The organism is Dermacoccus sp. Tok2021 (assembly GCF_019895135.1).
Lineage (GTDB): Bacteria > Actinomycetota > Actinomycetes > Actinomycetales > Dermatophilaceae > Dermacoccus > Dermacoccus abyssi.
In genome coordinates, this window is sequence record NZ_JAGTHU010000002.1 from 136,459 (window position 1) to 159,528 (window position 23,070).

Sequence of the window (23,070 nt, forward strand, 5' to 3'; positions counted from 1 at the left end):
GCGAAAGGTCAGCGGTAGTCGATCGGACCCGTACCGGGAGCGCCGTACGGCGCCTGGCCGAATCCACCCGGGGCGCCGGCTCCCGGCAAGGGGAAGTCGAGCGCCCCGTCGGTGAGCTTCACCTTGGCGGCCATGGCGTTCGACGGCAGCTGCATCAGCTGGTTCGCCAGGCCTTCGTCACGCATGCGCGCGTCGACGTACAGGGCTCCCGTGACGTTCGTCGTGAACGGGTAGATGAGGGCATAGGACAGAAGGGTGAAGACGACGGCGAGCACACCAGCCGCGATCGCGGCGCCGACGCTCGTATCGGACACCTCCCCTCCGTTGGAGGCACCCGCGAGGCTCACGCCGAGGAAGATGAGCATGATCAGGGACACAATGAACTGCACCACCCAACTGATCGCCGAGACGATGAGCTGCGCGAGGATGGTGATGCCGAGAGTGCGCCAGAAGCGGCCCTTCGTCAGCTGCCACGACCGCCGCAGTGCCGTGGTGGGGCCGGCCTTCTCCATGACCACGATGTGCCCGGCGAAGCAGAGGCGAATGCCCACCCACACCACGGCGCAGATGGTTGCGATGCCGACGAGGACGGCCAGGAAGATGGGGCCGCCGTTGTCCTGCGACGCAGCGAGGACGATCGCCAGGATCAGGGGCACCATGACGGCCACCATGATGAGAGCCATGAGCAAGCCCACGCCGAGCATCGACCACATGCGCCGCACTCCCACACGCAGCGATGCGCTGACGGTGGCGCGGCGGCCCATGACGGCCTGGGCGAACACGTGGACGAGACCGGCGGCTGACGCCATGGCGGCGAGCCCGGCGATCGGCGCAGCGAGACCGATGACGACCAGCGCGGCCGTGTCCGGAGTGCCGTCGGCGCTCGAGCTGTTCATTGCTCCCGTGATGATGAAAGCAGCCGAGAGGATGGCCGCGAGGAGCGCACCGACGATCACTGTGCCGACGGAACCGCCGGGGTTGCCGCGAATGGTCTGGAAGGCGGCGTCGAAGATGTCGCCGACGTTCTGAGGACGCAGCGACATGACGCCAGGCTTGGCCGCCTGCGGGACGAAGGCGGGGCCGGGGGGAACGAAGCCGCCCTGGCCGGGCCCGTACCCGGGCTGACCGTAGGGATTCTGAGGCGCGCCGTAACCACTCTGGTTATAACCGCCTTGGCCGTAGGCGCCCTGCCCGTAAGGCTGCTGCTGGGGCGCCCCCTGCCAACCAGGGTTCGCCGGGCCGTTCTGCCCGCCCCACGGTGTGTGGTTGTCCTGGCTGCCGTACTGGCCCGCGCCTCCGCCCGGCACCTGCCCGTCGTACGGGCCGGGTGGCGGCTGCTGACCCCAGTTGCTCACGGTGATGTTCCTCCCAGTTGATCGTGCGCGATCACCCTATCCGCCTGGACGGACACCGGCGGGCAACGGAGTTCAGCCGTTTTGGAGCGCGGACGCCCGTCGCAACGCCTGACGGAACGAGACGGGTTCGGCACCCAGGTTCATGTGAGCGGCGACGATGGAGGGCTCGTCACGGCACAGCCGCCATCCACGGCGCACGAGGACGCCCGGCGGCTTGCGTCGTTCGGAAAGGTCACGAGCGAAACGTCGAGCCGCCGTCACGTAGCGGTTACGACGCAGGCACCAGGCCTGTTCGAGGAGCCCGCGCTCACGCAGGCCGGCGATGACGTGCGGGGCGAAGATGCCCTCGGCGACGACGAAACGCGCACCGTCGAGGTGCACGGGGTGGGTGCCCTCGGCGCGGCTGTGCGAGATCGAGTACGTCGGTGCGTTCACGGTGCCCTCGCGGCACAACGTGTCGAGCGCTACGGCAGCAGCCTCTTCGTTCCACGTGCCCGGGTGGTCCCAGTCGATCTCGCCGTTCGCGAAGCGGGGTAGGTCGGGAGCGTCGTGGTCCTTGTAGAAGTCGTCGAGGTTGACGAAGGCCCACCCGTGAGTGGCCGCCAGGTGCCGGGCCAAGCGCGACTTGCCGCTGCCCGAAGGCCCCGACACGACGACGACGCGGGCGGGGGGAGAGGACGATCGAGCCTGCGTCACAGCGCCGTGAGAGCTTCCATCGCCGCACGCGTGGCCGCCAGGCGTTCGGCAGCCTGAGTGCGGGCGCCGGCGAGGTCGTCGCCGTCGACGTGAACGATGGCCTCCAGGTAGACCTTGACCTTGGGTTCGGTGCCGCTGGGGCGCACGATGACGCGGGTGCCGTCGGCCAGGAGGTAGCGCAGACCGTCCGTGGGCGGCAGGCCTCCGTCGCCCTTCGCGAGGTCGTGGAAGGCCGCGACGACGACGTTGCCGATCTGCGTTGCGGGCTGCTCGCGCAGGCGCCCCATGAGCGCGGGCATGAGGGCGAGGTCGCTCACGCGGATGCTGAACGAGTCGCTCGCGTGCACGCCGTGCTCGCGAGCCAGGTCGTCGAGCAGGTCGACGAGGGTGCGGCCGTCAGCCTTGAGCCCGGCGGCGAGCTCCGCGACCGCGAGGGCCGCGCTGATGCCGTCCTTGTCGCGGGCCACCGCCGGAGCGGTGCAGTAGCCGAGCGCCTCCTCGTAGCCGTAGGCGATGTCGCGAACGCGTGCGATCCACTTGAAGCCCGTGAGGGTCTCCTCGTGCGGAACGCCGGCGGCCCGGGCCATCGCGCCGAGCAGCCGCGAGCTGACGATGCTGTTCGCGACGACGCCCGGGCCGCCATCAGCACCAGTGGCGGCTCCGGTCGTGATGAGGCCGAGAGCACGGTGGCCGAGCAGCGCGCCGACCTCGTCGCCGCGCAGCATGCGCCAACCCTGCGGGTCGGCGTCGGTGGCCGCCTTGGGGTCGGGCACGGCGACGGCGCACCGGTCGGCGTCCGGGTCGCTGGCGATGACGAGGTCCGGGGAGGTCTCGCGAGCGAGGTCGAGCGCCGCGTCGATGGCGCCCGGCTCCTCCGGGTTGGGGGGGAAGGCGACGGTCGGGAACTCCGGGTCGGGCTGCTCCTGCGAGGCGACCGGGCGCGGGCGGGCGTAGCCGGCCGCCTCGAAGGCCTCGAGAAGCGTGGCCGAACCGACGCCGTGCAGGGCGGTGTGCACGATCAAGGGCTCGGCGGCGGGTGCGCCGACCGACGCCCCGCAGGCCGCCACGTAGTCGGCGGCCAGTTCGTCGGTGAGAGTCTCCCAGCCGTCCTCGGCGCGAGCGACCGACGCGGCCGTGGGGAAGGTGTCGATCGCCGCGGCGATCTCGACGTCGGACGGCGGCACGATCTGGCTGCCGTCGCCGAGGTAGACCTTGTACCCGTTGTCCTGCGGCGGGTTGTGGCTGGCCGTCACCATGACGCCGGCGTCGGCGCCGAGGTGTCGGATCGCGAAGGCCAGAACGGGCGTCGGCAACGGACGGGGCAGAACGAGCGCTCGCCCACCCGCGGCCGTGACGACAGCGGCCGTGTCCGCGGCGAAGACGTCGCTGTTGTGGCGGGCGTCGAAGCCGATGACGACGGTGACGTCACGGCGTGCCAGCGAATCCTGCAGGTACCGCGTGAGCCCGGCCGCGGCGCGCAGCACGACGACGCGGTTCATGCGGTTCGGCCCCGCACCGAGGGCGCCACGCAGGCCCGCGGTGCCGAACTCGAGGAACGCGGCGAAGCGGTCGGCCAGGTCGGCGGCCGCCACGTCGTCGCCACCTTCGGCGCGCGCGACAACGGCCTCGAGCTCCGCGCGGGTGGCGGCGTCGGGGTCGTCGGCGATCCAGGATCGGGCCGAGGCGAGCAAGTTCTCGAGACTCATCGCGTGGTGCCTTTCGGGCGGGTCGAGGGGATCAGAGTGCGCGGACGATGCCGGAGAGCAGCTGGCCGCAACGCGCCGCGGCGGCCTGACCGGCCTCGATGACTTCCTCGTGGCTCAGGGGGTTCTCGCTGATGCCGGCGGCGGCGTTCGTCACGAGGGAGATGCCGAGCACCTCGAGGCCCGCGTGACGCGCGGCGATGGCTTCGAGCGTCGTCGACATGCCGACGAGGTCGGCGCCGAGCGTCTTGGCCATGCGCACCTCGGCGGGCGTCTCGTAGTGCGGCCCGGGGAACTGGGCATACACACCCTCGTCGAGGTCGGCGTCGACGCCGCGGGCGACGTCACGCAGGCGCGAGGAGTAGAGGTCGGTGAGGTCGACGAAGGTGGCGCCCTCGAGCGGCGACGTGGCCGTGAGGTTGATGTGGTCCCTGATGAGCACCGGCGTGCCCGGCGCCCACTCGGGGCGCAGTCCGCCGCAACCGTTCGTCAGGACGACCGTGTCGCAGCCGGCCGCCGCAGCCGTGCGCATGCCGTGGACGACGGCGCGCACGCCCTTGCCCTCGTAGTAGTGGGTGCGCGTACCGAAGACGAGAGCACGCTTGCCACTGCCCTCGATCTCGATGGAGCGCATCTGACCGGAGTGGCCGGCCACGGCGGCGGCTCCGAAACCGGGAACGTCCGTGTTGTCGACCGTGGCCTTGACCTCACCGATGAGATCGGCCGTCTGGCCCCATCCGGAGCCCAGCACGAGGGCGACGTCGTGCTTCTCGACGCCCGTGCGTTCGCGGATGACGCGGGCAGCGTCACGCGCGACCTCGAAGGGGTCGACGGAAGGGTCGGCAAGGGGGGAGAGGCTCGTCTGCTCGTTCTGCGCGTTCACGTCGTTCAGGGTAGTGCTCCCCACCACGGCCGGGAACCGAACGCGGTGGCCGGAGTCTGCGAGAATGGCTCGTGAGAGTCCTCATCGGGGATTCGATTTATCTTGACGTCAAGTGATTTGATAGGTCTGTGAGCTCTCGGAAGAAGTCTGTCGTCGTCATCGGTGGTGGCCCGGGCGGTTATGAGTCCGCGCTCGTCGCCTCTCAGCTCGGTGCGCAGGTCACCGTCATCGATCGTGACGGTCTCGGTGGTGCCGCGGTGCTCACCGACTGCGTCCCCTCCAAGACCCTCATCGCCACGTCCGACTTCCTGTCGCGCTTCGAGGCGGCCGGCCGTCTGGGTGTCGGGTTCGACGCGTCGCAGGAGGACCAGCACGCGCACGCCAACCTGGGGCAGGTCAACGAGCGCATCATGAAGCTCGCGAAGGCCCAGTCGCGTGACATCCAGGCCCAGCTCGAGAGCGTGGGTGTGCGCATTCGCCGCGGCATCGGCCGCATCAAGGGCCACGGCTGGGTGGAGGCCGAGCTCGACAACGGCGAGACCGAGGACATCCGCGCCGACGTCATCCTGCTCGCCACCGGTACGAGCCCGCGCATCATGGATTCGGCCAAGCCGGACGGTGAGCGCATCCTCACGTGGCAGCACATCTACAACCTCACCGAGGTGCCCGAGAAGCTCATCGTCGTCGGTTCCGGTGTCACGGGTGCCGAGTTGGCGCACGCCTACCTGGGCCTCGGTTCGGACGTCACGCTCGTGTCGTCGCGTGACCGCGTGCTGCCCGGTCAGGACGCCGACGCCGCCACCGTCATCGAGAACGTCTTCCGCCGCCGCGGCATGACGGTTCTCAACCGCAGCCGTGCCATGGCCGCAACGCGCGAGGGCGAGAAGGTCATCGTCACGCTCGAGGACGGGCGCAAGGTCGAGGGCAGCCACGCCATCCTCGCCGTCGGTTCGATCCCACAGACGAAGGGCATCGGCCTCGAGGCCGCGGGCGTCGACCTCACCGAGTCGGGTCACATCGTCACCGACCGCGTCTCGCGAACGACGGCCCAGGCCATCTACGCCGCAGGTGACTGCACGGGCGTGTACCCGCTCGCGTCCGTCGCCGCCATGCAGGGCCGCGTCGCCATGCACCACGCGCTCGGTGACGCGGTGCAGCCGCTCAACCTGCGCGGTGTCACGGCCAACATCTTCACCGACCCCGAGATCGCCACCGTCGGTTACAGCCAGACGGACATCGAGGAGGGCAAGATCGAGGCGCGCACGGTCACGCTGCCGCTGTCGACCAACCCGCGCGCGAAGATGCGCAACATCACGGACGGCTTCGTCAAGCTGTTCGCGGTGCCGGGGTCGAACACGATCGTCGGTGGCGTCGTCGTGGCACCGCAGGCCTCGGAACTCATATACCCGATCGGTATGGCGGTGCAGAACCGCCTGACGGTCGACCAGGTCGCCAACACGTTCTCGGTGTACCCGTCGATGACGGGCTCGATCGCGGAGGCCGCACGTCGCCTGCACAGCAGCGACATCATCTGATCCCACATGACCTCGACGAACGCCGCCACGAGCGAGCCCCAGCCACGGCGTGAGGCATTGCTCGACGCTGCGACGGCGGTGCTCGCCACGTCGGGTCTGCGTGGGCTCACGCACCGCGCCGTCGATCGTCAGGCCGGGTTTCCCGAGGGCACATGCTCGGTGAGTTTCCGCACCCGCGCCGCGCTGCTCGCGGGGCTGACGGGCCACGTCGGGGCGCGCCTGGCCGACGAGGTGCGTGCGCTCGGCGATTCGCTCCCAGACGTGTCCGGCGACCCGATGATCACCGCGCCGTTCGCTACCGCGCTGCTCGAACGATGGGTGACGGACGACGGTGGCGCGCTCATGATCGCCATCCTCGAGCTGTCGCTCGAGTCCCTGCGGTCACCGGAACTCGTTCCGGCCGTGGGGGAGTGGCGCGGTGAGCTCGTCACGATCGTCGAAGGCATCGTCAGCCGTACGACGACGGAGAACGCCCGCCTGCGCGCCGAGACCGCCGTGGCCAGCATCGAGGGCATCGTGCTGTCGGCGCTCGCCGTGCCCACCGAGGAACGTGGCGCCTACATCGACGCCACGCTGCGTACGGTGCTCCAGGGAACCGCCCCGCAGGACTGATCCGCACACGCAGGCGCGTGCGCGTCTGTAGTGAACGTTTTCTCCCTTGAATGTGTGAAGGCCCGCGCCGCAACGGCTCGGGCCAACACACGTTCAAGATGCTTACTCGGCGTCCTTGATCTCCGCGATGACGCTGCCCGCGGTGACGGTCTCGCCGACAGCGGTCTTGAGGCCGGTGACGACGCCGTCCTTGTGGGCGGTGATGGGCTGTTCCATCTTCATCGCCTCGACGACGACGATCGTGTCACCGGCGGAGACGGTGGCGCCGTCCTCGACGCTGACCTTGACCACGGTGCCCTGCATCGGAGCGGTGAGCGAGTCGCCACTGGCGGCGGAGCCACCGCCGCTCTTGCGGGACGTACGGCGGCCCGCCGACTTGCCCTTGCCTCCGGCCGGCGCGACGGCGAGGTCACCCGGCAGCGAGACCTCGAGGCGCTTACCGCCGACCTCGACGACGACGTTCTGGCGCGCCGCCTGCTCGGCCGCAGCCTCCGGGGAGCCGTCGAACGGGGCGATCTGGTTGTCGAACTCTGTTTCGATCCAGCGCGTGTGAACGCTGAACGCGTCGTCCGGGGAGTCGGTGAACTCCGGTGCGAACGCAGGATCCTCGACGACGACCTGGTGGAAGGGGAGCACCGTCGGCATGCCCTCGATGACCGTCTCGGCAAGCGCGCGGCGGGAACGTTCGAGAGCTTCCTTGCGGGTGCGGCCGGTGACGATGATCTTGGCGAGCATCGAGTCGAAGGCTCCACCGATGACGTCACCGGAGACGACGCCGGAGTCGACGCGAACGCCGGGGCCGCTGGGAGCCTTGAAGGTCTCGACGGTGCCCGGTGCGGGGAGGAAGCCGCGGCCGGCGTCCTCACCGTTGAGACGGAACTCGATCGAGTGCGCGTGCGGCGTGGGGTCGTCGTAGCCGAGTTCCTCGCCGCGGGCGATGCGGAACTGCTCGCGCACGAGGTCGATGCCGGTGACCTCCTCCGAGACGGGGTGCTCCACCTGCAGGCGCGTGTTCACCTCGAGGAAGCTGATGACGCCGTCGGTGCCGATGAGGTACTCAAACGTTCCCGCGCCGGTGTACCCGGCCTCCGTGAGGATCGCCTTCGAGGCGCGCAGCAGTTCCGCGTGCTGTTCGTCCGTGACGAAGGGGGCGGGAGCCTCCTCGACGAGTTTCTGGTTGCGGCGCTGCAGCGAGCAGTCACGCGTGGACACGACGACGACGTTGCCGTGGCTGTCGGCGAGGCACTGGGTCTCGACGTGGCGGGGGTTGTCGAGGAACCGCTCGACGAAGCACTCGCCGCGACCGAACGCGCTCACAGCCTCTCGGACGGCCGAGTCGTAGAGGTGCGGGATCTCCTCGATGCTGCGGGCCACTTTGAGGCCGCGGCCGCCACCGCCGTAGGCGGCCTTGATGGCGACGGGCAGGCCGTGCTCCTTCGCGAAGGCCACGACCTCGTCGGCGTCGGCCACCGGGTCCTTGGTGCCGGGCACGAGCGGGGCGCCGGCCTTGGTGGCGATGTGGCGGGCCTTGACCTTGTCGCCGAGGCCGTCGATGGCTTCGGGGGACGGACCGATCCACGTCAGGCCCGCGTCGATGACCGCCTGGGCGAAACTCGCGTTCTCGGCGAGGAAGCCGTAGCCGGGGTGGACGGCGTCGGCGCCGGAGGTCTTGGCGACCTCGAGGATCTTGTCGACGACGAGGTAGGAGTCACCGGGGGTGGAGCCGCCGAGGGAGTACGCCTCGTCGGCGACCTTGACGTGCAGAGCGTCACGGTCGGGCTCGGCGTAGACGGCGACGGAGGTGATTCCGTCGTCCTTGGCGGCGCGTGCGATGCGGACGGCGATCTCGCCGCGGTTGGCGATCAGAACCTTGGTGACAGAACCCATGGGGAGACCATATCGGGCGGCCCAAGGCCCGACGTGGCTACCCAACGGTAGAAATTTTCGTTGCGAATCGATGCCTCCGATGCGGAATAGCAAGGCGGTTCGTGGGGTTGGCGCGAACATGGCTGAAAACACGAATGTGCCCACCGTCTCCCTCTCGGCAGGCTCCGAAACGGTCGAGATGCCGCAGCTCGGTTTCGGCGTCTGGCAGGTCGAGGACGACCAGGCCGCCGACGCCGTGCGCGAGGCGATCAAGATCGGTTACCGCAGCATCGACACCGCGAAGGTGTACGAGAACGAGGCCGGTACCGGCGCCGCTATCGCGAGTGCGGACGTGCCGCGCCGCGACATCTTCCTCACGACGAAGGTGTGGAACGAGGATCAGGGCTACGAGGCGACGAAGAAGGCGTTCGACGCCTCGATCGAGCGCCTGGGCGGCAAGGACGCCGTCGAACCGCTCGATCTGTATCTCATCCACTGGCCCACTCCGGAGAAGGACACCTACGTCGAGACGTTCAAGGCGATGCTCGAGCTGCGTGACGCCGGGCGCGTGCGCGCCGTCGGAGTGTGTAACTTCGAGCCCGAGCACCTGCAGCGCCTCAAGGAGGAGACGGGCGAGTTCCCGGCGATCAACCAGGTGGAGCTGCACCCGAAGTTCCAGCAGAAGGCCGTGCGCGACTTCTGCTCTGCCAACGGCATCGCGGTCGAGGCGTGGAGCCCGCTCGGTCAGGGCGGCGACATCCTCACCAACCCGGTGCTCGACGGCATCGCGGAGCGACTCGGCAAGACGGTCGCGCAGGTCATCATTCGTTGGCACCTTCAGATCGGCAACATCGTCATTCCCAAGTCGGTGACGCCGAGCCGTATCGCCGAGAACTTCGACGTGTTCGACTTCGAGCTCACCGAGGACGACCTGTTCGCCATCAGTGACCTCGACAGCTCCGACGGTCGCATCGGCCCCCACCCGAACGACTTCAACTGATGTGTTGGCAGGGCGGGCGAGCTCGCCCAGCCCGACACATCGGGTAGTGATGGGTGCGTTCTGCGGCCGGGCTCCTGGAGTCTGTCTCGCTGCGACACACAGCCCGATCGGCCCTGCCGACGCACCGAGCGTCGGCAGGGCCTTTGCCATACGGGGAACGAGCGGGCGAGAAAGCACGTCGTAGATCGAAACCGCAAGGAGAATCACAGCTGCGCTGCACGCCCGCGCCCGTGATCCGTATCCTTGACTCGACGCAGGGGAGGAGCAGGCATGGGTGAGATGTTCGCGGGCCGGTACGAGCTGGTCGACCAGATCGGCGAAGGCGGCATGGGGTCCGTCTGGCGCGTCCACGACCACAAGTCGCGCCGTCTCGTCGCCGCCAAACTGCTGCGCCAGTCCGACGCCGGCTCGCTCCTGCGCTTCATGCGCGAGCAGGGCATGCGCATCGAGCACAGCCACGTCGTCACGCCGCTCGGCTGGGCCGGTGAGGACGGGCGCGTCATCTTCACGATGCCGCTCATCGACGGCGGCTCCATCTCCGACCTCATCAAGGATCACGGCGCGCTGCCGTACCCACTCGTCGCCGAACTCATGCGCCAGATGCTCGACGGCCTCGACGCCTGCCACAGCGCCGGCATCGTCCACCGCGACATCAAGCCCGCCAACATCCTGCTCGAAGCCACCGGAATGGGCGTGCCCTCGGCCTGGATCACCGACTTCGGCATCGCCGTCAGCGTCGACGCACCCCGCCTCACGAGCAACGAGATGGTTCTCGGCACACCGGGCTACATGTCGCCTGAGCAGGCCAAGGGCGACGATCCCGACCCCCGTCAGGATCTGTACTCCGCCGGCATGATGGGCATCCACATGCTCACCGGCGTGCGCCCGGGCAATACCACCCGCACCCGACGCGACGACCTTCCCCCGCGCCCCGCCGACGTGCCGGACTCGCTGTGGAACGTCCTCGTCGCACTGGCCGACCCCGTCGCCAGCAGGCGTCCCGCCAACGCTCGCGACGCCATGTCCTGGCTCCTGCTCCCCGAGAACGCCTGGCACGACGCGGCCGCCCGCAACATCCCCGACCGTCTGCCCCCGATGGAGTCCTCGGGCGACTTCGTCCAGCTCCACGCCGGAGCCGCAGCCCGCGCCCTCGATGGCTTCACTGACTCCTCCGCCGCGCCGCAGACGCTCATCGACGGCGCCCCCGTGCCGCAGCGCCGCAAGATCAAGACGTGGATGGCGGCTCCCGCCGGCCTGCTCGCCGCCCTCGTCGCCGGCTTCGCGCTCTGGCAGCCCTGGGGTGCCGGCGACGGCGCGTACGACGCCAACCACGCCAGCACCGGGGGCACCTGCTACTTCAGCGACGCAGGCTCCGTGGCCACGACGTCCAGCGGCAAGCAACTCACCTGCACCTATCAGGACGACGGCAGCTACACATGGCAGAAGGCGGACTGATCACCCGCCCCTGGCGTACGACGCAGCGCCCGAGCCGAAACCGGATCGGGCGCTGCTTTCATGTGGGAAGCGTGGCGGTCAGGAGTTATCGCGGCGCCACAGAACGAAAGCCAACCCGGCCACCGCGCCCAGGCCGAGCACGAGCGCTCCACCCCAGAGCAGCGGGTTCGAACCCGAGGTGCCCTCGGTGCTCAGGGTGGCAGGGGCCGGCTGTGCGACGTCCATGGCGGGGCCCTCGTTGGCGTTGCCCTGCACGCGCACCGAAATGACCGACGGAATCGTCTTCGACTCGTCCAGCTTGTCCGAGGACGACGACGGCGTGACGTCGAGTGCCACGTAGTACCAGCCCGGCATCGCCTGCCACTGCACGCTGTCGTCGCCGCCCGTCTCGCGGTCGGCGTTGCCGTAGTCGATGGGAGCCGTGTAGGCGCCGAGCTGCTTCGGGTCGGTGCCCGAGGAGGTCGACTTGAACAGGTACCCGGTGTTCGAACCGGAGCCCGAGACCGTCACCTCGGTGAGCGCGGGGTTGTAGACCTGCAGATCGAGGTTCATGTCCTGCGTCGGGTTGTAGCCGTTGCCGTTCTTCGGCACTTCCCAGCCGACGGACATGCGCTGGCCCCAGCTGAGGTGGACGCGGAAGAACATGCGGCGTCCCGGTTGCGCCTCGACGGTGTACCCGCCTTCGGAGCTGGGAAGCGTCGTGGCGTTCGCGAAACCGGCACCCGGCTCCATCGTCTGCGACGCGTCGAGCGGCTGGGTGGAGAGGGCCTCGACGTCACCGCTCGGGGTCTTGACCTCGCCGTTCACCTTCGGAGTGCGCACGATCGCGATCTGCACGGGCATCGGCGTGGAGTTGTCACCGCTGTTGGTGCGCTTCACCTCGAGCCGGTAGGACGTGGCTTTGCGGCACGCGTCGGCGGAATCGCCCGAGTCCGTGATGCGCTTCGTGGCCTTGGGGTCGACGGCGACGTTCGTCTTGAGCAGCCCCGGCGCGCCCGTGGTGGAAAGGGAGTCGGTGGACGTGGCGCAGGTCTTCTCGCCGTCCGGCGTGGTCAGCTTGATCTCGAGGCCCTGCGAACCGTCGGAAACGCTCCACGCGTTGTTCTTCCAGGTGGCCGAGCCGAGCACGCCGATCTGGAGGCGCTCGCCCTCACCCCGGGAAATGGACGCGTAGCGGGAGGTCTCGTCGACGGGCAACGTCGTCTGATACATCCCCGGGTCGAGGGGAGTGCCGTCGCCGGAGGCCACACGGAGGTCGATGCTCTTGCCGCCCGTGGTGAAACCGTTACCGTCCGCCAACTTCGGCGCGCTCCACGCCGGTGCGGCGCTTGTCGTGGCGAGCCCGACGGTGACGGCGGTCGCTGCGAGCGCCTTCCTCGCGCGTGATGTCGTCATCCTCGTCCTCCCCGAATGTGCTGGTGACAGTGTGCCAAACCGGCGGGCCCGCCTGGGACGTTTCAGCCGCGCGGACGGTTCCACAGGGTGTGCCACTCGACACCGATCTCGGCGAGCATCTCGCGCAGCAGCGGCAGACCGATCCCGACGACGGTGTGCGGGTCGCCTTCGATGCGCTCGACGTACGGGCCGGCCAGTCCGTCGATCGTGAAGGCGCCGGCGACGGCGAGCGGTTCGCCCGTGGCGACGTACGCCTCGATCTCGGCGTCGCTGATGTCGGCGAAGTGGACCTCGGTGCCCGAGACGGCCCCGAACGTGGCGCTCGTGCCGTCCTCGCGGTCGTCGATGACCCAGTGCCCCGTGAACAGCGTCGCGCTTCGACCGCGCATCTCCCGCCAGCGGGCCGCAGCGTCGCCCGCGTCGACCGGCTTGCCAAGCGTCCGGCCCTCGAACTCGAGCACCGAGTCGCAGCCGAGCATGAGCGCGCTCTCGGGCGCGTCGTCGGGGACGTCGCCCTCGGCGAAGCGGGAGGCGACCGCCTGGCACTTCGCGTGCGCGAGCAGCAGGGCGACGTCCTCGGCGGCCAGCGGCCCGTGATCCGCGCCCGCGGAGTCGAGTGCGGCCTGCTCGTCGACGTGGGAGACGAGGACGAACGGCTCTATGCCGGCCGACCTCAACGTGGCGAGGCGGGCGGGCGACTGCGAGGCGAGGACGAGTTCGGTCATGCGACCCAGGCTATCGGGCGGGCCGGCTCAGCCCGGGAGGCCGTCGACGAAGCACCAACGCCATGCCTCGCCGGGCTCGAACGAGCGCATGACGGGGTGGGCAGTGTCGCGGAAGTGAGCGCTCGCGTGTGCACCCGGGGATGAGTCGCAGCACCCGACGAACCCGCACGCGGTGCACATGCGCAGGTGCAGCCACTTCATGCCCTGCTCGAGGCATGTCTGACATCCCTCGTGGGACTGCGGCGCGGCGCTGGAGTCAGCGGCTTCGACGAGGTGCTCGCAGTCGCCTCGGCGGCCCTCCGGCGTGAGGAGGGGTCTGGTCTCCCCGAGAACAGCGTCGCGATCCTCGGCCGTGAGGATCATCGACTCCTCGATGTCGAGCTGGAAGAGGATGTTGTCGATGACCTCGTGATCGACGAGGCCGTGATCACGCATCTCGAGCACCTTGTTGCGCTCCGCGGCGAGCATCTGCTGACGGATCTCGCGGTACTGCTGCGTCGGGCCGAGAACATCGCTGCTGCCCAGGCGCTCCCACATGAGGTTGGCGCGGCGCATGCCCTGCTTCTCGAGCGACTTCACGATCGGCTCAGGGGTGTCGGCGAGTCGCGGATCCTTGAGTGCCTTGTGCATCGCCACCTCACCGGCGTCGATGGAGGCCTGGACGACCTGGGCCGCGGCGAGGGCGTCCTCGCGCGGATCGGGGGCGTGCAGCTTCATGGCCTTCGCCACCGTGCCGAGCGTGAAGCCCTGGAGGACGAGGGTGCCGATCGTCACGGTGAGCGCGATGAAGATGAGCGTCTCGCGATGCGGGGTGGCGCCCTCGGGGAGCAGGAACGCGGCGGCGAGCGTCACGACGCCGCGCATGCCGGCCCAACCGGCGACCGCACCCTCACGCAGGGAGAGGGGACGCGAATCCCATCTCGCCACGCGGCCCAGCCACGCCGCGAAGATGATGAAGACCGGCCGGATGAACATGACCGTCGCGAGAACGGTGAGCGCGTAGGCGCTCGTACGGGCCAGGCCGATGTCGGACTCGATGACGTCGGTGATGATCGTCGCCGCCTGCAGACCGATGAGCAGGAAGACCATGTTCTCGAGGATGAACTGCACCGAATCCCAGTTCATCCGCTCGGAGACGCGAGCCTGCGCCGTCTGGATGTAGGGCGCCTTGTAGCCCAGCAGGACGGCCATGACGACGACGGCGATGACGCCGGAGCTGTGGATCTCCTCGGCGGGCAGGAAGGCCACCCACGGCGAGATGAAGCTCAGCGCGACGCTCGTCGGGGTGTCCTTGACGTGCTTTTGGATGAACGCCATGACGAGGAACGCGACGACGCCGATCGCGATGCCGCCCACCGTCGCGACGAGGAAGTCGACCCCGACGCTCAGCGGCGTGACGGACTGCTGCAGCGCGAGCGTGGCCGTGGACACGGTGACGAGGGCCGTCGCGTCGTTGAAGAGGGACTCACCCTCGAGGACGGCGACGAGCCTGCGTGGCAACCCGATGCGACGCGCGACGGCGGTGGCCGCGACGGCGTCCGGGGGAGCGACGACACCGCCCAGGGCCAGTGCCGCCGCGAAACCGATGGGCATGAGCCACCAGGAGACGAGTCCGACGACGATCGCGGTGAAGAGCACGAGCAGCACCGACAACTGGATGATCTGGTACACGTCGCGCCGCAGATCGACGAGCGAGATGCGCAGCGCCGTCGCGTACAGCAGCGGCGGCAGGAAACCGAGGAGAACGACCTCGGAGTCGAGGTGGACCTCGCCCACGCCGGGGGCGTAGGAGAGCGCGACCCCGACCGCCGTCAGCAGCAGAGGACCGGAGAGCCCGACCCGCCGAGCCACGAGGCTTCCGAGAATCGTCGTGGCGACGAGGAGGACGATGGGGAGGGCGACATGCACCCGGTCATTATGACGGCTGGACGCGACCCCTCCCGCCGGTGTCCTGCGGGGGAGTCACGCGCCGGTGCGGGCGGTCAGCCGCCGATGACGCGTGGCGCACCACGGTAAGCACGGGCGTGGTGCCAGGCCGCGGCGTGTGCATACGCCTTGTGCTTCGGGTTGCGCTCGCCGCCGTACTTGAGCGGGTCGGCCCAGTGGCCGGCCTTGACGAGACGCTCGACGAGGCTGCGGTCGCTGCCCTCGGGCAGCAGGCGCTGCAGAGCACGCGGCGGAAGCACGGTGTAGACGAGTTCGTTCTCGAGTGCGGGTGCGGCCATCGGTCGGCCCTCGACGAGATCGGTCACGAGCTGCTCGGCGATGTTCGCGCCCGATCCCGTGGCGTAGTAACAGTTGCGTCCGTAGCGCGGGTTGACCTCGAAGAACTTGACCGAGCCGTCACGTGGATCACGGATGGCGTCGAGGTTCGCGAAGCCGTAGTAGTCGGCCGTCTCGAGGATGCGAACGGAGGCGTCGACGACGTCGGGCATGTCCTGCACGACCTGGACGTCCGGGATTCCGAGGTACGCCGGACGCGGATCCTGCAGGAGCACCTTGGAGGTGCGCGCGAGCGTCACCTCACCGTTGCGTGCCCGATAGATCGTGACCGACAGGATGTCGTCACCGGGGATGCGATCCTGCGCCAGCATCTCGCCGGTGAAGCCGGCGGCGTGAAGCCGGTCGATGAGGTCCTCGAGGGCCGCGGAGTCGTCGATCTCGTAGAGCTTGCGCTTGCCCTGCATCGTCAGCTTGTTGTGCAGCGCGGAGTCAGCAGGCTTGACGATGATCGGGAACGGGAACGTCACCTCAGCTGCGCTGGGACGCCCCGCACCGAAGTCGAGCACAGCCGTGCCGGGGGTGAGGACGCCGGCCTCGGCGCAGACGGCGTTGAAGTGGTTCTTGTCCGAGATACGCACGAGCATCTCCGGGGACTCGTGCGGGACGACGACGTTCGCGCCGAGCGAGTCGCGCTGGGCGGAGAGCATCTGCACGTAGCTGTCGTTGTTCGTCAACGGGATGACGGTGAGGTTCGGGTGCGCTGCGGCCACACGAACGAGCTCGTCCATGACGAGCTGATGGTTCGTCAGAGCCTCATGACCGAGCACCCGCATCTCGTGGAAGAGGCTCGAGTCACCGACAGCCGGGGTGTGGAGCGGCACGATGGCGACACTCGTCAGGTCGTAACGCTCGTGGAAGGCCCGCGCCAGCGCGTACCCCGAGAGCGTGAAGTCGAGGACCACCGGCAGGACGGGCGGTGTGCCACCTTCACCCGGGGTGCGTCCGCGCGCCGGGGCAACCTTCGCCGCAGCCGTCGAACTCACCCGCTCTGCCATCGACATCGCCGAACGCAGACCACCCTTCACGAGGGAGGCGGGCGACGTCGACGAGGTCGAACCGGACGTGGGTGCAGGCGACATGCAGTCGTCCTCCTTGGCCGAATGGTGAGGGAAGCCGATTGACCGGCGCTTCTTGAGATCCGGTTCAGTTTACCCGCGGCGCTCCGCTTGGTATCGAGGGCGCGCGGGCGTGCTGAGCTCCGGGCGACGGTTGACGCAGCCGCGCGAACCAGCCTCAGGTAGGGGGCAGGAGCGCATCGCGCAGGACATCGAGGCCGACACTTCCGACGTCGAGCGCGCGACGGTGGAAGGCCCTGAGGTCGAAGTCGGCTCCCTCGCGTTCGCGGGTCTTCTCGCGCAGGTCGAACCACAGGCGCTCGCCGACCTTGTACGACGGCGCCTGCCCCGGCCAACCGAGGTAACGGTCCAGTTCGAAGCGCAGGAAGCCCTCGGCCATGTCCGCGTGGGCACTGAGGAAACTCCATGCCTTGTCGTAGGTCCACTCGCCGCCGCCGACCTCGGCCGGCGCCTCGAAACCGCAGTGCACACCGATGTCGAGCACGACGCGGGCCGCGCGCAACGACTGCCCGTCGAGCATGCCGAGACGGTTGCCGTCGTCGTCGAGGTAGCCGAGCTCGGCCATGAGGCGTTCGGCGTACAGCGCCCAGCCCTCGCCGTGCCCGGACGTCCAGGCGCCGAGGCGCCGCCAGCGGTTGAGCAGCCCCGAGCGGTACATCGTCTGCCCGATCTGCAGGTGATGGCCGGGTACGCCCTCGTGGTAGACCGTCGTCAGTTCGCGCCACGTGCCGAACTTCTCGACGTCTCGCGGTACGGCCCACCACATGCGGCCGGGGCGCGAGAAGTCCACACTCGGACCCGTGTAGTAGATGCCGCCCGAGTTCGTCGGTGCGATCATGCATTCGATGCGGCGCACCGGATCCGGCACGTCGAAGTGGGTGTCGGCGAGGGCGGTGACGGCCTCGTCGGCCTTCTGCTGCATCCACTCCTGCAGCGCGTCGGTACCGTGCAGCGTGTAGGCGGCACTCTCGTCGAGCGCCGCGATGGCGCCCTTGACGCCGGCCCCCGGGGCGACGCGCTCTGCGACCTCCTTCATCTCCGCCGTGATGCGCGCCAGTTCCTCCTGGCCCCAGCGGTAGGTCTCTTCGAGGTCGATGCGCGCACCGAGGAACTGCCGGCTGTGCAGCGCGTATCGCTCGGCGCCGACGGCGTCGGCCTCCCGAGCGTCGACGAGCACCTCCTCGCGCAGCTTCTCGGCCGTCTCCTCGTAAGCCCGGGCGGCCTCGTCGATGGCGTGACGCAGCTCGTCGGCGAGTGCCTCGTCCTCGGTTCCGTCGACGGCCTGCTGTGTCAGCGCGTGGAAGTAGCCCTCGGGGCTGATGTGGTCAGCGCACTGCTCGATGCAGCGCTCCACCTGACGGCGCGCGGGGCGGTTGCCGGCGTCCGCTGCGACGCGCAGCGACTGCAGCCACCCGGTGAGGGCCTCCGGCACCGCGCGCATGCGCGTGGCGATGACGGCCCAGTCCTCGTCAGTGTCGGTGGGCATGAGGTCGAACACGTCGCGAACGTTCTGCAGGGGCGAGGCGATGACGTTGAGGTCGGCCAGGTCGTACCCGGCCTCGTGGATCTCCTCGGCGAGCTCGAGCCGCTCCGTCATGGCGGCAATCGTGACCTCGTCGACGTCGTCCTCGGCCGTGACCGTGCGCAGCGCGGACAGCGTCGTGCGACGCAGTTCGCTGATGCGCTCATAGCCCTCGGGGGAGAAGTCGTCGAGCATTTCGTCCTGGCCCGGAACGCCCAAGCTGGTGGCTTCGATGGGAGAGAGCTCCACCGCGGAATCGAAGTACGAGTCGGCCAGTTCGTCGACACGGGTCGTGGCGCGAGGGGACGCGGAGGTGTTCATGCCACGACTGTAGGCGAGAGGTTCGACTTGGGCCCGATCGCCTTCGGTAGTCTCGCGCCATGGCTGATGACGGGGTGCGTGAAACCTCAGCGGCGGGGCCGAACGTGCTCTCGGTGAACGTGGGGCGCCCGGAGGAGTGGGATCCGAAGCAGCACCGGACGGGCATCCACAAACAGCCCGTCGGGTACCTCGAGGTGAGCGACCCCGGCCCGCGCGAGGGCGGCGGGCGCAGTGGTGTCGCGGGCGATTTCGTCGGCGACGAGAAGCATCACGGAGGCAGCGACAAGGCCGTCTATCTCGTCGCACGTGAGGAACTCGACCACTGGGAGCGCGAACTCGGCCGCTCCCTACCGAACGCCTCCTTCGGTGAGAACGTCACCACCTCGGGCATCGACCTCGACGGGGCCCTCGTGGGCACGCGCTGGCGCGTCGGCACCGCAGTGCTCGAGGCGAGCCTGCCGCGTATTCCGTGCCGCACGTTCGCCTGGGCCATGGACGTTCCGGGGTGGCTCAAGCGCTTCACCCAGCGCGGGCGGGCGGGGACGTACGCGCGCGTCGTCGAACCCGGGCGCATCAGCGCCGGCGACGACATCGTCGAGGTGTACCGGCCTGCCCACGGCATCACGGTGGCCGACGTGTTCAGCGCCCGCACCACCGGTGGGCGAGACGTCCTTGCGCGGGTCGTCGAAGCCGGTGTTCTTCCGAGCGTCCATCAGCGTGACTACGAGGCCCGCCTGCGTAAGTGACGGTCCGCTCGACGCTCGTCCGGGCCGACGCCAAGGGGGGCTGTCACCGGCCTCGGTGACAGCACCCTTGGCACTGTTGACGTGCGCTCAGCGCGGCAGCGTCGATTCGGCCCAACTGCGCGGACGGCCGTGACGCACGTGCGCCGGGCGACCCCAGTAGGCGACCTCGCGGGGTGGTTCGACGGAGTCTGCCGCAGCCGCGGCGCGAGCGGTGAGCACCGCGACGACGGCGGCCAACTCCTCATCCGTCGGTGCACCCGAGACGACGCGGATCGTCGGCGCGGCAGCAAGGGTTGCGTCCGGGGTTTCGGAGGCAGGAGCCTCGTCGGTGCCCGGCGTGGGTTCGGTGTTCTCGGCGCTCACAGCGGGATGTTCCCGTGCTTCTTGGGCGGCAGCTCCTCGCGCTTGTGGCGCAGGGCGCGGAGCGCCTTCGTCACCTGGACGCGCGTCTCGTGCGGCGGGATGACGGCATCGACGTACCCGCGGTCGGCCGAGATGTAGGGGTTGGCCAGGGTGTCCTCGTACTCGGTGATGAGCTCGGCGCGGCGTGCCTCGACGTCCTCGCTCGACCCCTTCTCCGCGACCTTCGCCAGCTCCTTGCGGTACAGGATGTTCGCCGCGCCCTGGGCGCCCATGACGGCGATCTGAGCCGTGGGCCACGCGAGGTTGATGTCGGCACCGAGGTGCTTGGACCCCATGACGTCGTACGCACCGCCGTACGCCTTGCGCGTGATGACGGTGACGAGCGGCACCGTCGCCTCCGCGTAGGCGTAGAGCAGCTTCGCGCCGCGACGGATGATGCCGCCCCACTCCTGGTCCGTGCCGGGCAGGAAGCCGGGCACGTCGACGAGCGTGACGATCGGGATGTTGAACGAGTCGCAGAAGCGGATGAAGCGCGCGGCCTTCTCGCTCGCGTTGATGTCGAGCGTGCCGGCGAGCTGGGCCGGCTGGTTGGCGACGATGCCGACGCTGTGGCCCTCGACGCGGGCGAGGCCGCAGATGATGTTCGGCGCGAACAGCGGCTGCACCTCGAGGAAGTCGGGGCCGTCTCCGGCGTCGTCGACGATGTGCGCGATGACGTCGTTCATGTCGTACGCGAGGTTGGCCGAGTCGGGCACGAGCGTGTCCATCGCGCGGTCGTCGTCGTTGATCTCGAGGTCGGCCTCGGCGTCGAACGTGGGCGCCGCGTCCATGTTGTTGCTCGGCAGGTAGGACAGCATCGACTTCACGTACTCGATGGCGTCATCCTCGTCGGTGGCCATGTAGTGCGAGACACCCGAGCGCGAGTTGTGGGTGTGCGCGCCGCCGAGCTCCTCGAAGCCGACGTCCTCACCGGTGACCGTCTTGATGACGTCCGGGCCGGTGATGAACATGTGTGAGGTCTGGTCGACCATGACGGTGAAGTCGGTGATGGCGGGGGAGTAGACCGCGCCGCCGGCGCACGGGCCCATGACGAGCGAGATCTGCGGGATGACACCGCTGGCGTGGACGTTGCGCCGGAAGATCTCGGCGTACATGCCGAGGGCGACGACACCCTCCTGGATGCGCGCGCCGCCGGAGTCGTTGATGCCGATGACGGGCGCACCCAGCTTCATCGCGAGGTCCATCACCTTGCAGATCTTCTCGCCGAAGACTTCGCCGAGGGAGCCGCCGAAGACGGTGAAGTCCTGGCTGAAGACGCAGACCGTACGGCCGTCGACGGTGCCGTACCCGGTGACGACGCCGTCACCGTAGGGGCGCGACTTGTCCTGACCGAACTGTGTCGAGCGGTGACGGGCGAGGGCGTCGAGTTCGACGAACGATCCCTCGTCGAGCAGCCGCTCCACGCGCTCACGCGCGGTGAGCTTTCCCTTGGCGTGCTGCTTCTCCACGGCGCGAGCAGAACCGGCGTGAACCGCCTCTTCCGTTCGGTTGGCCAGGTCCTGCAGACGGCCGGCCGTGGTGTGCAGGTCGATCGAGGTGTCCGGGGGCACGTCTTCCAAGGTCATGGGCCACACCCTAACCTGGGGTCGTGACCTCGGAAGTGAACTTGTCAGTAGGCTTTTCACCCCGCCTGGCGCGGAATTTGAGTCGTGCGGGGTGGGTCGTCGAGCTGCTCGACGAGGTCGACTCGACGAACGCCCGAGCCATGGGGAAGCCCCAGCCCTGGGCCCTCGTCGCGGCCCATCTGCAGACCTCCGGCCGGGGCCGTCTGACCCGTTCGTGGCAGGCGCCGGCGGGTTCCGCCGTCACGATGTCGATGACGCTGCCGCTCCCGGCCGACGGCGCCACCTGGGGGTGGGCTCCTTTGTTCGTCGGTGACGCCGTGCGCGGGGCCCTCGTCGACGTCCTGGAGGACAAGGGCGTCGGGCGCGTCGGAACGAAGTGGCCCAATGACCTGCTCGTGCGCGACCCCGACGGCACCTGGCGCAAAGTCGGCGGCATTCTGTGTCAGATGACGCGTTCGGCGGACGGTACGCCGCTCGTCGTCGCGGGCGTCGGACTCAACGTCAGCCAGGAGCGTGAGGAACTGCCCGTCGAGACGGCTACGTCGCTGCGCTGTGCCGGGTACGACATCGGGCGCGAAGCCGTCATCGAGGCCGTGGCCGCCCACGTCATGGCGTCGGCTGTGACGTGGGGGAGGGCTTCTGGCCACGAAGTCGCCGCGCTGCGGAAGCGGATGCGGGATCACTGCCTCACCATCGGTGCCGACGTCGACATCCACACCCCCGACGGGGCGGTGCATCGCCGGTGCGCCACCGGCATCGACGACGAGGGCCGGCTCGAGGCCGTGCCGCTCGGCGAGCAGACCGTCTCGCCGAATAGGATGGCGTACTCGGTGGCCGACATCGTCCATGCGCGGCTGCACCGCAGCGACGATCTGAGAACGGGCCAGTGATGAGCGAGATCCCCCACCAGTTCACCGCCAATGACTCGACGTTCATCGACGGTATCGAGCGCATCCTCATGGGGAGCTCGCGTCGTTACCGACGTCGTGAACTCTCCGAACACGCGGGCGTCGACCCCGAGGAGACACGCCGCGTCTGGCGCGCGCTCGGCTTCGTCAACTCCCGCGAGGGTGACGTGGCATTCAGCGATACCGACCTTCGCGCCTTGCGCGCCGCGATGTCCGTGACGGCGACGCACGACCTCGATGTCGACACGCTGCTCGGCTTGGCGCGGGCCCTCGGCCGCACGACCGATCGCCTCGCGATGTGGCAGACGCAGCTCGTCGCCGACATGATCTCCCAGCGTCAGGACGCCCCACCGGAGGGCAAGGAGCTGGCCAAGGCGACCGCGCGCACGATGGCCGACATCGCCGACGACCTCGAACCGATCATGAACTACGTGTGGCGGCGCAACCTCTCGGTGGCGCTGTCGCGACTGCTGGCCGACGCGCAGCCCGAGAGTCACCTCGGCGTCGTGCGCACCGTCGGGTTCGCGGACCTCGTGTCCTTCACCCGCTTGGCTCGCAGCCTGAGCGAGAGCGACCTCGCGGCCCTCGTGACGCGGTTCGAGGCCATGGCCTCCGATATCGTGAGCGAGCACTCCGGCGCCGTCGTCAAGATGGTCGGCGACGAGGTGCTCTTCTCGCACCAGGATCCGGCAGGTGCGTCCCGCATCGCCCGGGCGCTCAAGGAAGCCTCGGAAACCGACGACGTCATCCCGCGCATGCGCGTCGGCCTGTCGACCGGGCGCGTGCTCGCGCGCCTCGGCGACATCTACGGCACGACGGTCAACCGCGCCGCTCGCCTGACCAACGCCGCGGAGGCGGGGCAGATTCTCATCGACGAAACCACGGCGGACGCGTTGCGTCACGACCCCCAGTCGACGCTTCGGGCGCACGAGGCGCTCGACCTCGCAGGGATCGGAACGTCGCCGTCGTGGGTACTCCAGTAGCGCACAACTGAACCGGGC

General features: G+C 69.2%; 19 protein-coding genes. 7 read left to right on the forward strand and 12 right to left on the reverse strand.

Annotated features, from left to right (window positions below):
• Nucleotides 1-8 precede the first annotated feature (8 nt).
• The 4 genes from K9D12_RS15190 to K9D12_RS02670 all read right to left on the reverse strand — a co-directional run bounded on the left by K9D12_RS15190 (nt 9) and on the right by K9D12_RS02670 (nt 4,637).
• Nucleotides 9-1,355, reverse strand: a complete 1,347-nt coding sequence (locus K9D12_RS15190) for a glycerophosphoryl diester phosphodiesterase membrane domain-containing protein (RefSeq protein WP_223059416.1) — start codon at nt 1,353-1,355, stop codon at nt 9-11.
• Nucleotides 1,356-1,427: 72 nt separating this feature from the next.
• On the reverse strand, nt 1,428-2,051 hold the full coding sequence (locus K9D12_RS02660; RefSeq protein ID WP_047311861.1) for a uridine kinase: 624 nt from the start codon (nt 2,049-2,051) through the stop codon (nt 1,428-1,430).
• A complete protein-coding gene (locus K9D12_RS02665) occupies nt 2,048-3,757 on the reverse strand; it encodes a phospho-sugar mutase (RefSeq protein ID WP_223059417.1) in 1,710 nt (569 codons plus the stop codon). The genes K9D12_RS02660 and K9D12_RS02665 overlap by 4 nt, the downstream gene beginning before the upstream one ends.
• Before the next feature lie 31 nt (nt 3,758-3,788).
• Nucleotides 3,789-4,637 (reverse strand): purine-nucleoside phosphorylase, encoded by an 849-nt coding sequence (locus K9D12_RS02670; protein WP_370633442.1) that lies wholly within the window; start codon nt 4,635-4,637, stop codon nt 3,789-3,791.
• A 128-nt stretch (nt 4,638-4,765) separates the two neighbouring features.
• Here K9D12_RS02670 and K9D12_RS02675 point away from each other — a divergent pair, with 128 nt between their 5' ends.
• Together K9D12_RS02675 and K9D12_RS02680 are read left to right on the forward strand one after the other, a co-directional pair.
• Nucleotides 4,766-6,172: an NAD(P)H-quinone dehydrogenase gene (locus K9D12_RS02675; protein ID WP_223059418.1), complete on the forward strand. Its 1,407-nt coding sequence runs from the start codon at nt 4,766-4,768 to the stop codon at nt 6,170-6,172.
• 6 nt (nt 6,173-6,178) lie between these two features.
• The gene (locus tag K9D12_RS02680; protein ID WP_223059419.1) at nt 6,179-6,784 is read left to right on the forward strand and encodes a TetR/AcrR family transcriptional regulator; all 606 of its coding nucleotides are present in this window, start codon (nt 6,179-6,181) and stop codon (nt 6,782-6,784) included.
• A gap of 102 nt (nt 6,785-6,886) precedes the next feature.
• Here K9D12_RS02680 and K9D12_RS02685 read toward each other — a convergent pair whose 3' ends face one another.
• The gene (locus K9D12_RS02685) at nt 6,887-8,671 is read right to left on the reverse strand and encodes a biotin carboxylase N-terminal domain-containing protein (RefSeq protein WP_223059420.1); all 1,785 of its coding nucleotides are present in this window, start codon (nt 8,669-8,671) and stop codon (nt 6,887-6,889) included.
• A 118-nt stretch (nt 8,672-8,789) separates the two neighbouring features.
• On the opposite strand from K9D12_RS02685, the gene K9D12_RS02690 reads away from it, so the two are divergent.
• Together K9D12_RS02690 and K9D12_RS02695 are read left to right on the forward strand one after the other, a co-directional pair.
• Nucleotides 8,790-9,650, forward strand: a complete 861-nt coding sequence (locus tag K9D12_RS02690) for an aldo/keto reductase (RefSeq protein WP_223059421.1) — start codon at nt 8,790-8,792, stop codon at nt 9,648-9,650.
• Nucleotides 9,651-9,920: 270 nt separating this feature from the next.
• Nucleotides 9,921-11,105 carry a serine/threonine-protein kinase gene (locus K9D12_RS02695; protein WP_223059422.1) on the forward strand — a complete coding sequence of 395 codons (1,185 nt, stop codon included), beginning with the start codon at nt 9,921-9,923 and terminating at the stop codon, nt 11,103-11,105.
• Between the two features lie 78 nt (nt 11,106-11,183).
• On the opposite strand, the gene K9D12_RS02700 is transcribed toward K9D12_RS02695, so the two are convergent.
• From K9D12_RS02700 to K9D12_RS02720, 5 genes are all read right to left on the reverse strand, one after another.
• Nucleotides 11,184-12,500, reverse strand: coding sequence for a hypothetical protein (locus K9D12_RS02700; protein ID WP_223059423.1), 1,317 nt, complete (start codon nt 12,498-12,500; stop codon nt 11,184-11,186).
• Between the two features lie 62 nt (nt 12,501-12,562).
• Nucleotides 12,563-13,225, reverse strand: a complete 663-nt coding sequence (locus K9D12_RS02705; RefSeq protein WP_047311868.1) for a nucleoside triphosphate pyrophosphatase — start codon at nt 13,223-13,225, stop codon at nt 12,563-12,565.
• A 27-nt stretch (nt 13,226-13,252) separates the two neighbouring features.
• Nucleotides 13,253-15,133, reverse strand: coding sequence for a Na+/H+ antiporter (locus K9D12_RS02710; RefSeq protein ID WP_223059424.1), 1,881 nt, complete (start codon nt 15,131-15,133; stop codon nt 13,253-13,255).
• A 74-nt stretch (nt 15,134-15,207) separates the two neighbouring features.
• Entirely contained in the window at nt 15,208-16,587 is a 1,380-nt protein-coding gene (locus K9D12_RS02715; protein ID WP_223059425.1) for a hypothetical protein, read from the reverse strand.
• Between the two features lie 154 nt (nt 16,588-16,741).
• Complete coding sequence (locus K9D12_RS02720) at nt 16,742-18,427, reverse strand: DUF885 domain-containing protein (protein WP_223059426.1); 1,686 nt, start codon at nt 18,425-18,427, stop codon at nt 16,742-16,744.
• 59 nt (nt 18,428-18,486) lie between these two features.
• On the opposite strand from K9D12_RS02720, the gene K9D12_RS02725 reads away from it, so the two are divergent.
• A complete protein-coding gene (locus K9D12_RS02725) occupies nt 18,487-19,173 on the forward strand; it encodes an MOSC domain-containing protein (protein ID WP_052947024.1) in 687 nt (228 codons plus the stop codon).
• An 87-nt stretch (nt 19,174-19,260) separates the two neighbouring features.
• On the opposite strand, the gene K9D12_RS14775 is transcribed toward K9D12_RS02725, so the two are convergent.
• Together K9D12_RS14775 and K9D12_RS02735 are read right to left on the reverse strand one after the other, a co-directional pair.
• Nucleotides 19,261-19,536, reverse strand: a complete 276-nt coding sequence (locus tag K9D12_RS14775; protein ID WP_082128814.1) for an acyl-CoA carboxylase epsilon subunit — start codon at nt 19,534-19,536, stop codon at nt 19,261-19,263.
• Nucleotides 19,533-21,161 (reverse strand): acyl-CoA carboxylase subunit beta, encoded by a 1,629-nt coding sequence (locus tag K9D12_RS02735; RefSeq protein WP_047311871.1) that lies wholly within the window; start codon nt 21,159-21,161, stop codon nt 19,533-19,535. Before K9D12_RS02735 ends, K9D12_RS14775 begins: the two co-directional genes overlap by 4 nt.
• A 77-nt stretch (nt 21,162-21,238) precedes the next feature.
• Between K9D12_RS02735 and K9D12_RS02740 the strand changes: the two genes are divergently transcribed.
• Together K9D12_RS02740 and K9D12_RS02745 are read left to right on the forward strand one after the other, a co-directional pair.
• Nucleotides 21,239-22,051, forward strand: a complete 813-nt coding sequence (locus tag K9D12_RS02740) for a biotin--[acetyl-CoA-carboxylase] ligase (protein ID WP_223059427.1) — start codon at nt 21,239-21,241, stop codon at nt 22,049-22,051.
• Entirely contained in the window at nt 22,051-23,052 is a 1,002-nt protein-coding gene (locus K9D12_RS02745) for an adenylate/guanylate cyclase domain-containing protein (protein WP_047311872.1), read from the forward strand. Before K9D12_RS02740 ends, K9D12_RS02745 begins: the two co-directional genes overlap by 1 nt.
• Nucleotides 23,053-23,070 lie beyond the last annotated feature (18 nt).

Excerpts from the sequence above, each read along its gene's own strand:
- K9D12_RS02665 (WP_223059417.1), bottom strand. The coding sequence starts at position 3,757 with ATGAGTCTCGAGAACTTGCTCGCCTCGGCCCGATCCTGGATCGCCGAC.
- K9D12_RS02680 (WP_223059419.1), top strand. The coding sequence starts at position 6,179 with ATGACCTCGACGAACGCCGCCACGAGCGAGCCCCAGCCACGGCGTGAG.
- K9D12_RS02685 (WP_223059420.1), bottom strand. The coding sequence starts at position 8,671 with ATGGGTTCTGTCACCAAGGTTCTGATCGCCAACCGCGGCGAGATCGCC.
- K9D12_RS02690 (WP_223059421.1), top strand. The coding sequence starts at position 8,790 with ATGGCTGAAAACACGAATGTGCCCACCGTCTCCCTCTCGGCAGGCTCC.
- K9D12_RS02695 (WP_223059422.1), top strand. The coding sequence starts at position 9,921 with ATGGGTGAGATGTTCGCGGGCCGGTACGAGCTGGTCGACCAGATCGGC.
- K9D12_RS02700 (WP_223059423.1), bottom strand. The coding sequence starts at position 12,500 with ATGACGACATCACGCGCGAGGAAGGCGCTCGCAGCGACCGCCGTCACC.
- K9D12_RS02705 (WP_047311868.1), bottom strand. The coding sequence starts at position 13,225 with ATGACCGAACTCGTCCTCGCCTCGCAGTCGCCCGCCCGCCTCGCCACG.
- K9D12_RS02715 (WP_223059425.1), bottom strand. The coding sequence starts at position 16,587 with ATGTCGCCTGCACCCACGTCCGGTTCGACCTCGTCGACGTCGCCCGCC.
- K9D12_RS02720 (WP_223059426.1), bottom strand. The coding sequence starts at position 18,427 with ATGAACACCTCCGCGTCCCCTCGCGCCACGACCCGTGTCGACGAACTG.
- K9D12_RS02725 (WP_052947024.1), top strand. The coding sequence starts at position 18,487 with ATGGCTGATGACGGGGTGCGTGAAACCTCAGCGGCGGGGCCGAACGTG.
- K9D12_RS02735 (WP_047311871.1), bottom strand. The coding sequence starts at position 21,161 with ATGACCTTGGAAGACGTGCCCCCGGACACCTCGATCGACCTGCACACC.
- K9D12_RS02745 (WP_047311872.1), top strand. The coding sequence starts at position 22,051 with ATGAGCGAGATCCCCCACCAGTTCACCGCCAATGACTCGACGTTCATC.